5 protein-coding genes are annotated in these 16,960 nt (G+C 46.8%); 1 reads left to right on the forward strand and 4 read right to left on the reverse strand.

What is annotated here, in order from left to right; all coding sequences use genetic code 11:
- Positions 1-59 precede the first annotated feature (59 nt).
- From F0228_RS12010 to F0228_RS12025, 4 genes are all read right to left on the reverse strand, one after another.
- Positions 60-3,200: an efflux RND transporter permease subunit gene (locus F0228_RS12010; RefSeq protein ID WP_171762257.1), complete on the reverse strand. Its 3,141-nt coding sequence runs from the start codon at positions 3,198-3,200 to the stop codon at positions 60-62.
- Positions 3,197-4,936: an efflux RND transporter periplasmic adaptor subunit gene (locus tag F0228_RS12015; RefSeq protein ID WP_171762258.1), complete on the reverse strand. Its 1,740-nt coding sequence runs from the start codon at positions 4,934-4,936 to the stop codon at positions 3,197-3,199. Before F0228_RS12015 ends, F0228_RS12010 begins: the two co-directional genes overlap by 4 nt.
- Before the next feature lie 10 nt (positions 4,937-4,946).
- Positions 4,947-6,356: a TolC family protein gene (locus F0228_RS12020; protein ID WP_171762281.1), complete on the reverse strand. Its 1,410-nt coding sequence runs from the start codon at positions 6,354-6,356 to the stop codon at positions 4,947-4,949.
- 99 nt (positions 6,357-6,455) lie between these two features.
- Entirely contained in the window at positions 6,456-6,920 is a 465-nt protein-coding gene (locus F0228_RS12025) for a hypothetical protein (protein ID WP_171762259.1), read from the reverse strand.
- Between the two features lie 253 nt (positions 6,921-7,173).
- On the opposite strand from F0228_RS12025, the gene F0228_RS12030 reads away from it, so the two are divergent.
- Positions 7,174-16,881: a VCBS domain-containing protein gene (locus F0228_RS12030; protein ID WP_171762260.1), complete on the forward strand. Its 9,708-nt coding sequence runs from the start codon at positions 7,174-7,176 to the stop codon at positions 16,879-16,881.
- The last annotated feature ends 79 nt before the right edge of the window (positions 16,882-16,960 follow it).

Here is a 16,960-nt window from a genome sequence, read left to right on the forward strand (position 1 = left end):
TGGTGCGCCCTTACCTACTCCTATCTCGCAAGCAAGGGCTTTTATAATCAGTACGTTATTTACTTGTCTCGGCTTTGGATCTGAGTGATCTCACGCTGCTTCCACAGCTTGAAGATCGCAGGAAGCACCAATAGAGTGAGCAGTAGCGCAGACGCCATTCCCCCAATCATTGGCGCGGCGATTCGTTGCATCACTTCTGAGCCTGTACCTTCTCCGTACATAATTGGGATTAATCCAATGATTACGGTAAGCACTGTCATCATGACTGGACGCACACGAAGCCCTGCCCCTTCACGAATGGCATCAGTGAGATCGGTTTGTTGGAGTATTTGCTGGTTCTGTTCGGCATCAAGCTTTTTGAAGTGCCACGCTTGGTTGAGATACACCAACATGATTACCCCAATCTCTACCGCAACGCCCGCTAGCGCGATGAAGCCAACACCAACCGCAATGGAAAAGTTGTAATTGAGGTAATACATCAACCACAAACCACCAACCATGGCTAACGGCAATGTCAGCATGATCATCATCACTTCACCGACACGGCGGAAGCTCAGATACAGCAGCAACATAATGATGGCGATGGTGATAGGCACTACCACACTTAGTCGATCTTTGGCGCGTTCCATGTATTCGTATTGACCTGACCATGCGAGTGAATAACCCGCAGGTAATACGATTTGCTCAGCAACCACTTGTTGTGCTTCTGCCACATAAGAACCAAGGTCACGACCATCAATATCTACGAATACCCAACCGTTAGGACGTGCATTCTCTGTTTTGATCATCGGAGGACCATCTTCGTAACGAATATCCGCAACATCAGACAAAGCGATACGAGCACCGTTTGGTGTTACTAACGGTAGGTTCTGCAGCTTGACGACAGAATCACGGTAATCTTGCGGGTAGCGGACGTTGATTGGGTAACGTTCAAGCCCTTCAACAGTTTCACCAACATTCATTCCACCTACGGCCGTAGAGATCACCTGCTGCACTTCTTTGATACTTAACCCATAACGAGCAGCAGAGCGACGTTTGATGTCTATCGTGACATAACGACCACCAGCCACACGTTCGGCATACACAGAAGCGGTACCACTCACACCATTCAAGATAGGTTCCAGTTGAGATCCGATATCCTCAATAACACTCAAGTCCGGTCCTGCTATCTTGATTCCGATTGGCGTTTTAATGCCGGTCGCTAACATGTCGATACGTGTCTTGATTGGCATAACCCAAGCGTTTGTTAAACCGGGGAACTGAATCAGATCATCGAACTCTTTGCGTAACGACTCTGTAGTGACACCGTCACGCCATTCATCGCGAGGTTTCAACTGAATAACTGTTTCAATCATGGTGAGTGGTGCAGGATCGGTTGCCGTCTCTGCTCGCCCGATTTTGCCCCATGTAGTTTCAACTTCCGGGATGGTTTTGATTAACTTGTTGGTTTGCTGAAGCAGTTCACGCGCCTTACCTATCGAAATGCCTGGATAAGTGGTCGGCATGTACATCAAGTCACCTTCATCCAGAGGAGGAATGAACTCACTGCCAAGCTTACTGGTTGGGTAATACGCAGAAGCCATCAAACCCAGTGCAATCACAATCATCACTTTTGGATACTTTAGGCTTAAGTTGAGCAATGGTTTATACATCGCGACTAAGCTGCGGTTCACGGGGTTCTTGTGTTCAGGTAACACGTTGCCACGAATGAAGTAACCCATTAGCACTGGCACAAGCGTGATAGCCAAACCTGCAGCCGCCGCCATTGCATAGGTTTTAGTGAAAGCAAGTGGCGAGAACATCTTGCCTTCTTGGCCTTCTAATGCAAATACAGGAACAAAGCTCAAAGTAATTATGATCAGTGAGAAGAACAACGGTGCGCCAACTTCTTCTGCAGCCTTACCAATCACCTGCCAACGGTTTTTATCGGTCAGAGGCGTTCGTTCGATGTGTTTGTGGACGTTCTCTATCATTACGATAGCCCCATCCACCATAGCACCTATCGCAATAGCTATACCGCCAAGAGACATGATATTGGCGTTAATACCCTGCCAATGCATCACAATGAATGCGCCTAAGATACCAACAGGCAGACTTAGTGCGATAACCAATGACGAGCGGATATGGAACAAGAACAGCGCACACACCACGGCGACCACGATGAACTCTTCAGCCAGCTTCTTCCAAAGGTTTTCAACGGCTGAATCTATCAAAGTCGAGCGGTCATAAGTCGCGACAATCTCGACACCATCAGGTAAGCCAGCTTGTAGTTCTGCAAGTTTACTCTTAACAGAATCAATCACTTCACTGGCATTTTCACCAAAGCGCATCACGATAACGCCGCCAACCGCTTCACCTTCACCATTCAGCTCTGATATACCACGACGCATCTGCGGGCCAAGGTTGATGTCGGCAATATCACCCAATAGCAGCGGAGTGCCTTTGTCAGTTACTTTTAATGGTAGTGATTGAATGTCCTCAATACTCGTCAGGTAACCCGTGGTGCGAACCATGTGCTCCGCTTCAGCAATCTCAACCACTGAGGCACCTGTTTCTTGGTTACCATCTTGGATTGCCTTGTTAACTTGTTGAAGCGTCAGGTCATAAGCACGTAATTTGGCAGGATCAATCTGCACTTGATACTGCTTCACCATACCGCCTACCGTCGCGACTTCGGATACGCCCTCAACGGTTTGCAGTTCATACTTCAAAAACCAGTCTTGCAGGCTGCGTAGTTCGGCTAAGTCGTGCTTACCAGTTTTGTCTTGTAAAACATAGCTATAAACCCAGCCCACCCCCGTTGCATCAGGCCCGAGCGTTGGCTTCGCGCTTGGTGGCAAGTTAGGTGCTACTTGGCTAAGGTATTCCAACACGCGAGAGCGAGCCCAATACATATCGGTATCGTCATTGAAGATGATATACACATACGAATCACCAAAGAACGAGTAACCACGTACCGTTTCGGCTCCCGGCACAGCCAACATAGCGGTGGTGAGAGGATACGTTACTTGATCTTCAACGACCTGTGGCGCTTGACCCGGATAACTGGTTTTAGTGATTACCTGAACATCAGAGAGATCAGGAATAGCATCGACGGGCGTATTTTTAACGCTATATAGCCCACCAAACACGATTGCGACAGTCGCGACCAAAACCAAGAATCGGTTATTGATGGACCAACGAATGATTGCATTGATCATAATGTGCCCTCACCCGTGCTATTCGTCGGCTCGAGAGACTTGAGCGTGTAGTCTGAACCTTGCTTTGCCACTAGAAACCGAATGGTTTGCCCCTCAGCAAACTCCGATAAATCAAGGTCATCACTGGCTTGGAAATTCATTTCACCCGCTTTCCAGTCCCACTCTGGTACTGGTTTGTGGTTTACTGTGATCATTCCAAAATCTGCCATCAACATGGTGATGTCGCCCTGCATCCACACTTCACCAGCCATTTGATGTTCACTGACTTTGTAATCAACAACTTCGTATTGGCCTGATTCTGTTTTCATCATTTCAAAATCAACCACTTGCCCGCGCTTAAGTTGGCTAACGTCCAAGCCTTCTGCGAAGGTGAAGTTCATCACCATACCCGGCCAATCCCATTCGGGAACAGGTTGATGATTGATGGTCGCCATACGGCTGTCTTGCATTACATCTGCAATTTCACCTTTTGCCCAAGCCGTGTCTGCTTGCTCTTCCACACCATTAATGCGTGACAAATCCGCTGATTGGTTAGATTCGGAATCCAACATGAAGTGCGCTGAAGTGACAATCTGTTCACCTTGAGCCAGCCCTTGCAACACTTCGATCTTATCGCCCGCTTCACGTCCTACTTCAACGCGTGCCGAACGGTACTTACCTTCACCTTCAGACAACACAACACGAGTCATGCCACCGGAATGAATAACCGAAGATCTGGGAATGGTAAGAACTTGGTCGTCACTGATAGGCTTCAACGCAATATTGGCGAACATGTTTGGTTTGAGCTCACCGTTAGGGTTAGAGAACTTCAAACGAACGCGCAAGGTTCGAGTTTTTGGGTCAAGAATCGGGTACACGTAATCGACGGTCCCCTCCCACTCTTTACCGGGAATCGCATCAAGAGTCATCTCGGCATTACTGCCTGATGATATCCAGTGTGCTTGGCGTTCAAACACTTCTGCATCAACCCACACTTCGCCTAATGGCCCCGCACTGATCACCGCTTGGGCAGGTGAAAGATAGCCACCTTCACGAATGTTAAGGCTCGCGATAACACCGTCTGCAGGTGCTTTGATCTCTATCGTTTGTGAGGCCTTACCTTGGCGCGTAATAGCTCGGATTTGAGTCTTATCAACACCCAAGGTAATCAAGCGTTCAGTCGAGCCCTTGACCAATCCTTTACGACCCGTTTTATAAGCACTGATCAACTCTTCTTGCGCTTTAACAAGCTCTGGAGAATAGAGGGTGAAAAGTACATCGCCTTTATTTACCTTCTCGCCAACGGCATTGATATACAGTTTCTCTACCCAGCCTGCAGCGCGAACGTTGGTCTGCCATAACGTACTCTCGTCGAATGCCACATAACCAACGGTTTCAATACGTGGAGACAAAGACTCCAACTCAACCTTTGCTGTTTTAACGCCGAGATTATTCTCTACTGACGGATCAATAAATACAGTGCCAGCTTTGTCTGAACCACCACTTAAGTCATCGGCATAAACAGGAATCAAGTCCATACCCATCGGGGATTTACCCGGCTTGTCACGCTGATAATTTGGGTCCATCGGTGCAACCCAATACAAGGGTTCATCGCTCGCCTGTGAGGAGGAGTTTCCTTTAATCGCCCCCGCCATTGCTGACATATCGTGTGCCTGCTTAATTAGAAAATGATTCGCACTAAAACCTAATGCGCCACCGACCAACAAAGCGATTGTTGCTACTTTTACTGATTTCATTATTCGTTCCTTATTGATGGTTTGTCGCAGTTAGTTGCGGTTGCTCAACCTGATAATCAAAGCCGCTCAGGAGTGACGCGAGCTTGCTATTCACGATGTTGAGGTCAGTAATCAAGCGCTGTTGCTCTAGCTTCAAAGCCAGCTCATCTGTCGTTGCTGAAATCACATCGTTAAACTGTGCCGTGTTGTTTTGATAACCTCTTTCAACCGCACGGATTCGCGCCGATGTCTGAGGTAATAAGGAACTTTGGTAACGCTCTAGGCGCTGGGTGAGATTCGCCTTATCCACCAATAATGCATTCACTTGAGCATTCATTTGGGCAAGTAAGGTGTCTTTTTGAGATTTACTAGCGCCAACTTGGTGTTGAGCAGCAGACAAGTTTTTGTCTTGTCGATTACCCGTAAATAAAGGGATATCGACTGTTAGATATGCACTGACAAGATCAGAAGCAGGTTCACCTGCCATGTTATTCGCTTGTCGGTGGGCATACATGACTTCTACACCAAACTGAGGTGTGTAAGCTTGTTCTGCCAATTCAACTTGTGTCTGATTGGACGAGATAGTCGCGTCTGTTATCTTAACGAGCGGATGCTCCATCAACAGTTGATAGTGCTTAGTTGAATCAATATTGGTTGCTAATTTGCTTTCCAATAACGACCAATCAATTTGGTTAGTCGCATTGAGTACGCTTTGAGCATCAGGAGCCTGAGAACCAACAGCTTGAGTCCCTAGCCAATCCGAACCCAACCATTCAGAAAGCTGAGAGATTAAACGACGCTGAACTTGCTGGTTTGCCTGCAGTTTCTCATCAAGTTTGCTGACTTGAAGCTGGGCATTGAGCAGATCTTGCGCTTCGCTTTTGCCAATCGAGTAATTGGTTTGCACATAGTTCTCTAATTCAACCAAAAGGCGTCTGTTTTCACGCATCACACCTTCTGCGACTTGCTGGTACCCCAACTCAAGCCATAGCTGCGTCATGCTATTCGCAACCGTCAATTCACGAGCGTCAACTTGAAGAGCGAGTCCATCGGCTTGCTGACTTGCCTTTTTCTGCTGAAGATCAAGCGTATTGCCACGCTCGAATTGCTGCATCAAACCAACCGAAATATTGGTCATCGGGTCTTCGTCGAGTTGAAAACTATCGACTGGCAGGCCACCGAATCCGACTTTGAGTTTCGGATCCATCAGCGTGGCGCTCGCAATACCAGTTTCCCTCATCGCTTGCGACTGAGCAAAGTACTGCTTGCGATTACTGTCTTGGCTCAATGCTATTTCAATCAATGTATTGAGTTGCTGAGACGAGCTTTGTTTATAAACTTGTGTAGAAACAGGAGCCGCAGCTAAAACACTACCTGAAATAAAAGCAACAGCAACCACGACACTCGCGTTTATTTCAAACACGGAGTTTGTTGGTTTTATATTCACAATGAATGTCCATATCTAGCGTTAAATAACACATATAAAAGATTGGCGTATCAGGTTTATGAGTCTGATATCGCTATGTTTTTAGATACAGATTTATGCGGTAGGTGGGCGTAACAAAGATTGAGCGCGTGCGACTTTCTGTCCAATAGTGACAGATTGAAAACGAGCTAGTGAAGAGACAAATGGATTGGCGGCTTGAACAGCCTGAATCGGATAAGAAGTCGCAGAGCACACTGAGGCGCAGCAATCGGCACTCGAACAATGGTTACCCATCGTCTCACTACCGTCTTCGTTCATTGAAGACATATCGCATTGAGCCATCAAATCATGGGCACTCATATTAGAGTGTTCGGCGTGTACTTCTTGACTCATCACATGGCATCCCGCCATTGAGTCATTAGTTGACTTGTCGTTATGGTAACAAGCCGATTTACCCGAACTCATTTCCATCATCATAATGTCAGTCATCATTGCTGATGAGCTTGAAGCATAGCTAGACATCAACATCGCGATGATGCTGAAAACAGTAATCCAAGTTGTTCGGAGTGTGTTTGTCATAGCTAACCTTTAAATTTATAAGGCAACTATAAAGGTTACCCTTAGGGTAAGGTCAAGCTAGTTGAGCATTATCTTTAACTAATCGACGAAATTTTTAACTAATTGACCAAGGATTATTCAACACGCCTTACACTAAAGTGAGAGAGTCGTTTGATTTAAGGAAATTTTCTTTAAAAATTATCTGATTACCTCGCGAAACCTCGATCTGTGTATTTTACTTAAGAGAATGCAACCAAGATTCACGGATGAGAAAATGGCTAAAAACAACAACGTCGAAACACATAAGAAAAATACAAAAATAGAGAATAAAAAAAGCAGCGAGCTAAAGCCAAAAGAAACAACAAAAAAGAAAAAGCTCAGACTGCATTCACACCTTAGGGTTAACATCCCACTCTTCCAATCTCTCATGATGATCTTACCATCATTGGCAAAGCATGCTGAAGCTACCGAGGAGTCAGGTGATACTACCCATGACAACGATTTAACAACGACAAATAGTGTTGCAGATGAAACCATCGTCGATAAACACGCAGGTGCAAGTTCCTTCGAAGCTACTCATCCAAACACGCAAACAAATGAGAGCCAAGAAAGCCCTAATACCAATGAAAGTCAGATCCCTCACGGGGCAAACACGCATTTAGTTCCTTCTCATCACCTATCGACGCTTTCACACCCGCAGGTTCATTACATCCCTTCGGTCTCCATGCCAACCATTTCAGCAGTAGGTAACGGTCAGCCAACTCATTCAAACACGCCTCCTACACCAACTACACCCGTCACTTTTATTCCAGAAGTGATCAAGGGGACGTACGGAGAGCTTCATGTCGATGTAAACGGCCAATACACGTTCGTTCTAAACCCCAACTCACCTCAATACATCTTGCTGAATCAACACCAACAAGGTACTGATCACTTTGCGTTACACCTATCTAATGGTGCGAGCATCGTTGTTCAGATACCGGTAACGGGTAAACAAGATTTGCCAAGTATTTCTGGTGATTTAACTGGGGTCGTTACCGAAGATCACAATATCGATTCACAAGGTTTACTCCATGCGAATGGTAAAATTGACGTCGTTGACCCTGACCAAAATGAAAGTTCAGTAACACCAGAAGTTATCTCAGGTAAATATGGCTCATTAACCATAGACGCGAATGGACACTGGCAATATCAGGTAGACAACTCGCTTTCTAACGTTCAAGCGTTAACTGGGGCGACATCACTACATGAAAGCTTCACAATCCACACTAAAGATGGTACGCCACAAACCATTGATATGACCATTGGTGGTAACGATGACAATGCGGTTATCACCGGTATGGACGCAGGCTCGGTTATAGAAGATCTAACAACACAAGTACAGGGCCAGCTTTCAGTAACAGATCCAGATCTTGGAGAAGACCATTTTCAAGCGTCTCAAGTTAATGGTCATTTGGGGACATTAACCATCGACAAAGATGGTACGTGGATTTACGACCTCGATAATACCAATCCAACCGTACAAGCCTTGGGCAAAGGCGCTACTGCAACAGACATTATCACGGTTCATTCCGCTGACGGAACTGCACATCAAGTCACTATTACTATTAATGGTACCAATGATTCGGCTGTGATCACCAATAACACAGGAGGTTCACCAAATTCATTCTTCGTTGTTGGAAAAAGCCCCCACTTAGATCAAGTTATTGAAGATCATAAGCTCACGGTTTCAGGAAAATTAAGCATCAGTGATATCGATGCAAAAGAAGCGCATTTCTCCAATACCGATGTTGCAGGTACCCTAGGCACACTCCACCTCAAAGACAATGGTGCATGGACTTACGATCTGGATAACACCAATCCAGCAGTACAAGCCTTGGGCAAAGGCTCGTCAACAACAGACATCATGACCATCCACTCTGCCGACGGTACACCACATCAAATTACTATCATTATCAATGGCACCAACGACAGAGCCGTCATTGGTGGCACAAATTCCGGGGCAGTAACGGAAGAAACTCAACTTCAAACGTCCGGTGCATTGACGATTACTGATGTCGATACCGGTGAAGCACACTTCTCGAATACCGATATTGCTGGTGCTTTGGGCACGCTCCACCTCAAAGATAATGGAGCTTGGACTTATGATCTCGATAACACCAACCCAAAAGTGCAAGCGTTAGGGCAAGGATCTACTGCCACCGATACGGTTACCGTTCATTCGGCAGATGGAACACCGCATCAAGTTACCGTCACAATTAACGGTACCAATGATCGCCCTACTATCTCAGGTACCTCAAGTGGCGCAGTGATCGAACAGGGTTTGAACACGGCAGGAAACCCCGATGCGACAGGAAGTTTAATAGCAAATGATATAGATAAGTCCGACACCGTCACGTGGGCAATCACTCAACCCCAAGGTCAATGGGGAACGCTGTCGATTGATCAGCATGGTCATTGGCACTATCAGCTAGACAATTCAACCGGCGGCGCGGCAGATAAACTAGCGGCTGGTGAACATCAGTCTGAATCATTCTGGATCACCGCTACCGATTCAGCTGGAGCAACAGTCCCTCATAAAATTGTTATCGATGTGCAAGGCAGCAACGACAAACCAATTGTCAGTGCGTGGACTCAGCTTCCTGCGGGAAAAGAGGATCAACCCGTAACCATCAAGGCTTCTGACTTACTAACGCACGCAAGCGATGTTGATAGTAGCGATGTATTGCACGTGACAAAGCTGCAAGCCACACACGGTAGCCTGACTGATAATAAAGACGGCACTTATACCTTCACGCCAGACAAAGATTTCAATGGTGAGATTCGACTCACCTATGATGTCGTTGACGGCCATGGCGGTAGCGTCAGCACTCAAGCTAAGTTTGATCTTACCGCAACTCCAGATAACGCGATTATTACCGACGCACAAACCAATGCAGACTTACGGGGAGTGACTGAAGATCGCGGTTATATAGACACCCACTATCAATTGCATTACGACGGCAAATTAAACATCCAAGACCCTGATGCGGGAGAGGCTCAGTTTGATCCGAATATTGGTCCGCAAACCTATCAAGGTATTGGCTACGACACCAAGCTCGGTGGGCACATACTGCTCATGCGTGACGGTCACTACACTTATACGCTCGACAACCGCAATATACAGAACTTAGCGCAAGGTGAAGTGAAACACGATTCAGCCGTTATACGCTCAGCAGATGGTACAACACATACAATAGAGCTCACGGTTCATGGTACCAACGATGCCCCAACCATCAATGCACAGTCTCACTCAGTGACTGAAGGTGGAAGCGTTCTAAATGGACAAATGGTTGGCCACGATATTGATACCGGTGCGGCCTTGACTTACAGCGCACCGCAGATTGATGGCTTGGTGGTTAATCCGGATGGCAGTTATAGCTTCAACCCCGCTCACTCTAGCTATCAATCGTTAGCATCAGGTGTCACGAAAACGCTGACTGTTCCCGTAACAGTCACAGACGAACATAATGCGAGCAGCACTCAAAACCTCTCAATAACGATTACAGGGGTTAATAACTCCGCCGTTATTGGCGGTGTCGACACGGGTGACGTAACCGAAGGTACTGCTGGGCAGAACATGTCCCCAGATTATGCTCAACCAGGCATGGCTCACTTAGTACGAAGTACCATTAGAGCCAGTGGCAAGCTTTCCATTTCAGACACAGATACAGGAGAGGCGGAGTTTGATACACACGGACTTGGCTTTAATTACTCAGGTCAATATGGAGACCTACTTCTCCGCAAAGACGGAACTTGGTTTTATCACGCTGATACGGGGCAGATTCGTAGCACTGGTGGTCTCACAAGCACCCGAGGAACAGCCATCGACCAGCTTGGTGAAAATCAAACTCTGACTGACACGATTACCGTGTATTCAAAAGATGGTACATCGCACGATATTGTCATTACGATTCACGGTAGCAACGACCGACCTTACTGCGCTTCTGAAGTACAGCTCAATTCAGGTAAAGAAGACCTAGCTCAAACCATTACAGCAACCGAGTTGTTGGCAAATACAGTTGACGTTGATGCGAATGACGCAGGTAAACTCACCATTGCTAATCTGTTGGTCGATCACGGTTCTGTTGTTGATAACAAAGATGGTACATATACATTCACGCCAACCAAAGACTATAACGGCCAAGTTCACTTCACTTACGATGTGAAAGACGCTCATGGGGGTACCACCCACACTGGCGCAAATACGACCCTCGTAGCGACACCAGACAAAGCGATTATCTCTGAGGTGACCACCGGAAGTGTTATTGAGGATGGGCAACATGCAACGCACAACAACGGCACGACAACTGAACTGGCCAACGGACAACTTCAAGTCATCGACCCAGACAGCGGCGAAGATAAGTTCCAATACAGCCAATTTGGTGAGACTCGTCTTCACGATCCATTTGGTGGCATGCTTCGAATTGATAGCGCGGGTAATTGGGGATATAGCGTCGACAACGCGGCGCTTCAACATCTAGCGCAAGGGCAAGTTGAAACGGTTACCTATCGAGTACACAGCTTCGATGGTACTGCCTACGACTTAAATATTGATGTCGTAGGAACCAACGACGCACCGACAGTTACCAAGGTAGTTCTCAGCAACGGCACAGAAGATATAAACTATCAAATGCAAGCGAGTCAGTTCGGTTTCACTGATGTCGACACTGGCGATACGCTGCACTCCATCGCGATCACTGACCTGCCATCTGCAGCTCAAGGTAAGTTTGTACTCGATGGACACGACATCACCGCAGGTCAGAGCATTGCAGTCTCTGATATCGCTAAGCTTCAGTTTATTCCAGCCACTGACTTTAACGGCGATGTTCAGTTTAAATTTACCGTCAATGACGGACATGCTAGCTCTGCGGAAGCAACCAACACATTACATATCGATGCGGTTGGAGATGCTGCAATAATCACAGGAATATCAACAGGTGATGTTGATGAAGGTCACGGTACCTATCATGACCGCTCACCAAACTACGCACAGCCTGGGATGGCTAAGTTAACCAATGACCCGTTATACGCGGATGGTAAGTTAGAGATTATTGACCCAGATACTGGCGAAGCACAATTTGACACAAAAGGCGGGGTCTACTCCTACCATGGTACCTATGGCAATTTATTATTAAACGCCGACGGTAATTGGCATTACATGGTTACCGTTGGTAGCAACCAACATAATACAGCAACAAAGATAGACCAATTAGGTGATGGTCAAGAATTAACGGATACAATTACCGTCTACTCTAAAGATGGTACAGCTAAGAACATCGTTATTACCATCCATGGTGATAACGACAGACCCTACATCAGTTCAGAAGTTACGCTGAATTCTGGCACTGAAGATAAAGCACTTACCTTCACCAAAGCCGATTTACTTGCTAACACGGTTGATGTTGATACCAATGATGCAGGTAAACTTTCCATTGCGAATCTATTAGTCGATCATGGCTCTGTTATCGATAACAAAGACGGCACATACACTTTTACTCCAACCAAAGACTATAACGGCCAAGTGCATTTCACTTATGACGTCAAAGATGCTCATGGTGGCGTTACTCATACTGGCGCGTCTACCACTCTATTACCGAGCAATGATGCTGCCACACTGCAACCGACACTCGCCTCCAACTTTGTAACTGAAGATCATCTCAAATCGGGAACAAGCACCAATGAGTTATGGTCAGGTTGGAAAAACCTCGAGATTCAGGATATTGACTCGCCATCAGAAGCGAAAGTTACGCAAATAGAGGTCAACGGCGTCAAGCACACAGTACCAGTAAACTTCGCGATGAACCTTGCAGGCGCACACGGAACCTTCAACTTCACTCATTCAACCGATGGCCACGACAAATGGAGCTACAGTGCGGATAATAGTCACACTGAAGTTCAATCACTGAGTCATGGCGATTCACTGACTGATACGATCACTCTGATCACCGCAGATGGAACACGAATCCCGCTGACAGCCAAAATCTTAGGCACCGATGATCATGTGATTATTGATACGCCTGACGCATTAACGGCCGCATTGGGAACGGCTGTTGAGGATAAGGTTACCTCTATTTCAGGCACTCTACTCGCGCACGATTCCGACAGTAAAGATTCCGTCACCTTTACTGCAGGTAACTCTGTTGGATCTTACGGTACACTTCATGTGGATAGCAATGGGCAATGGCATTATGACCTAGACCACTCCAAGGCCAATGCGCTACAACAAGGTGAGACCAAGGCAGAAGGCTTTGATATCACAGCGATATCTACTGACGGCTCAACCGCAACCAAACATATTGAAGTGTTGGTACAAGGAAATGATGATAGGGCGATCATTTCAGGCCAAGACTCGGGACAGGTAACTGAAGACAAGCATTTACAAACATCGGGAAACCTCACCGTTACTGATCCGGATAGTGGAGAGGGTCATTTTACTGCGACATCAGGTTCAACCCAACTTGGTACCTATACCATAGATGCATCTGGTCATTGGACGTATTCACTTGATCCTCGTGTTCAATCTCTGCATCAGGGAGAAACAACACCCGATGTATTTACTGTGCATAGTGCTGACGGTACAGCACATGTGATAAAAGTGACCATTACTGGAACCCAGGATGCCCCAATAATCACGGGGCAAAGTTCAGGGTCTGTTTACGAAGACTCTCAAACCTCTGTCTCTGGAACACTAAATGCTGATGATAAAGACTATGGACAGAGTGGGTTTTGGGCACAGAGTCATATCGCGAGTACACATAATTTGGGCGAGCTCTCAATTAACCAAAATGGCTACTGGACGTTTCATCTTGATTCTACAAATCCGACCGTAAACTCTCTAGGAGAGCATGACACACTTCAAGAGACGGTGACGGTGAATACTATTGATGGTACCTCGAAAGTGATTCAGATAACCATTCATGGTACAAACGATGACCCCGTTTTATCGGTAACCCAAACAACTCCAACAACAGGCACACTGACCGAAACCGATGTTGACGTGAACGACACTCATACCTTCTCTGTCGTCAATTCAACAGGTCAATTCGGTTCGCTATCGGTCGACCCAGATTCGGGCGCGTATGTATACACAGCCAATGGGTCCGTTGCTGGAATGAGTTATAACGCGGCGACACACACATACCACGGCACCGATGTGTTTGAAGTAAAAGTATCTGACAATCACGGTGGGGAGTCGTCGAAGTTCATCACTTTTGCTCCCAACGGTCATGTTTCAGTTGTGCCAGGACAGTCACCGACGATTTCAACCTCTGTGCCTTCCAATCCACTGGTAACAACCACGCAACCAAGTTTACCAACCGGGACAAACATTCCGCCAAATAATGCAGTAACTGTCGATTTAGCAACAACTAGCGATACCGGTACATCAGATACCGATAATCTAACCAAAGACAGTACACCTACAATCACTGGGCACACGGATATCCCATACTCGCAAGTCACTATTTATGATGGCTCTGCGCCGATTGGCCATGCTATGTCTGATGGCTCGGGGCAGTATAGTGTGGCGGTAAACAGCTTATCGAATGGCGATCATAATCTTTCTGCCAAAGCGTTAGCTCCTTCTTCAGTTTTGCCAGCAACATCATCCATTCTTTCTCTGCATGTTGATACTGTAGTCGCGCCGCTCCAAATATCATTAACTCACGATACAGGGAGCAATTCGTCTGATTTGATTACTAGCGATGGTTCATTAACTATCAATGGGCAAGAGGCAGGCGCAACCGTTGAATACTCGACCGACAACGGACATACATGGACATCGAGTTTCACCCCGCAACAAGGCTCAAATACGGTCAGCGTGAGACAAACTGACGCCGCAGGAAATGTATCCCCTGATACTTCGGTGACTTTCACACTCGATAATACGATTGCTGCACCAGCGGTCTCTCTGCGCGACGACACTGGGCGACACTCGGTTAACACCCCAGACTTAATCACTAAAGACTCTCAACTTACAATTCAAACGGAAGCAGGAGCAGAAGTAGAATACTTGAATGACGGCGGACACACTTGGACAACTGTGTTCAATCCAGTTGAAGGGGTTAATGACTTACAGGTAAGACAGACTGATATCGCTGGCAACGTATCCCCAGTGACGCACTTTAGCTTCACCTTGGACACCACTCCCGGCACAATCACAGTAAACCCGATATCGCAGGACAACGCGTTAAATGCCGCAGAGAACAACCAACCATTAGTGATCACCGGCACGACATCCAACATAGCACCAGGGGATGTCGTCTATGTCGTCATCGGCAATAAACACTTTTATGATGCAACGGTAAAACCAGATGGCACGTGGTCATTAACTCTAGGTACTTCTATACATCAAAACATAATGGCGACCGATCGGGACTACTCAATACAAGTCGGTACCGTTGATACGGCAGGTAATTCGACGCCTCGCATTTCGACCCATCTACTAGTTGATACGCAGAGTCCGATTCCACATATTGCAGTTGACTCAGTGACACAAGATAACGTGCTCAATGCTCTTGAGTCTGGTCAAACTATCGCGATAACCGGAACAGTAACTGGCGATTACCACACAGGTGATATTGTCAGCTTAAAGATAAACGGTGCAACCATTTCATCACTCACAGGCTCGGTTGATTCGAGTGGACATTTTTCTATTCCAGTGGCTGGTAATATATTGGAACATGCCAATATTCATACTAGCTATGCAAATGGCCAGTCTGGCTCGATACACTCAATAGAAGCCACCATAATAACCACCGATGCGGTAGGAAATGTTGGCAGTGCGACGACAGGTTCACAGGTATTCAGCGTTGACAATCATGTTAGCCTGCCGACAATTACCTTTGAAAACCCCGGACCTGATGGGCTTTACAGCAAAGCAGAAATAGCCCACGGGCACCCCAATACAGTCACTGCGACAATTACCCCACCGGGTGACGCTAAGGTTGGCGAACATCTCGTTGTTAATGGACAAGATCACGTTCTGGATGCCCATACACTCCAGCATGGATTACAAATTGAAGTAAACCCAGGCTCTCAAGTACAAGTCACCATGACAGACGAACACGGAAATACAGCGGGTAGCCAAGGTGTTGCCGCCAGTGCAATCCCAGAGCCGATTGTTGTTAAACCGCCATCTGGAAGCCATCAAGTGTCCGGTACACTTGGTGTTCCGCCTCTTGTCCCATCTCAAACGCCTGTCCCATCGGCGCAAAACGGTTGGCGTATACACCTACCTAATGGTCAGTATGTAACAAGCCATCATGGGCAATATGGAACGTTAACCATTGATCCTCAAACCGGTCATTTACATTACCAAGAGCAAGCACAAGTCCACACTGGACCACATGGCAGTGCTTCAGGTATTGGTCAGCATGAAGATAAGTTCGAAATCGCGCTGCAAGGGACAAATCAGGATGAGGTGGTTGCCCACGTGAACGTTCAGATACTCAGTCATGGACCAGGGCATAGTGGCAAACTTACGGTTGGGACAGAGGTCGTTGATATGACGATAACACCAATTGTCCACGCATCTCACCCAGCTCCCCCACCACCTCCTCCTGTACAACATGACGAGCCAGACATGGCTTCGCAAGCGGACTTTACCGTCACTCTAAGCGATGATAGTAATCTGGATTTAACCCAGCAGGCCCATCAAGAACCAGAGCAGAAAACCAGCCACCATGGTGCAGCCGCTTATCTGGATGCATTGGGCATTAAACCCGATGCGACATCGACAACGGTTCATGATCAACCTGCAGATATGGATATCGTACTTGCACAAGTCGACCAACCAGATGCAGTAACACATGACCAAGCGCACTTGGATATGTCAGACGCGCTGGAACACCATGATGCAAACTTCAACCATAACCAAGATGATGAACACCATCATCACAACGACGTAGACGGGCTACCGGACATTGATCCAAATAGTTAACCGATAACGAGACTAAACAGAAGGGAGCACATAATGTGCTCCCTTTTTATTATTTGCTGTGGTTATTTGTTTACTCTCA

The sequence above is a fragment of the Vibrio sp. 99K-1 genome (genome assembly GCF_013114585.1).
Lineage (GTDB): Bacteria > Pseudomonadota > Gammaproteobacteria > Enterobacterales > Vibrionaceae > Vibrio > Vibrio chagasii_B.

What these genes read in the sequence shown, in the direction of transcription:
- F0228_RS12010 (WP_171762257.1), bottom strand. Translation starts at nt 3,200, where the DNA reads ATGATCAATGCAATCATTCGTTGGTCCATCAATAACCGATTCTTGGTT.
- F0228_RS12015 (WP_171762258.1), bottom strand. Translation starts at nt 4,936, where the DNA reads ATGAAATCAGTAAAAGTAGCAACAATCGCTTTGTTGGTCGGTGGCGCA.
- F0228_RS12025 (WP_171762259.1), bottom strand. Translation starts at nt 6,920, where the DNA reads ATGACAAACACACTCCGAACAACTTGGATTACTGTTTTCAGCATCATC.
- F0228_RS12030 (WP_171762260.1), top strand. Translation starts at nt 7,174, where the DNA reads ATGGCTAAAAACAACAACGTCGAAACACATAAGAAAAATACAAAAATA.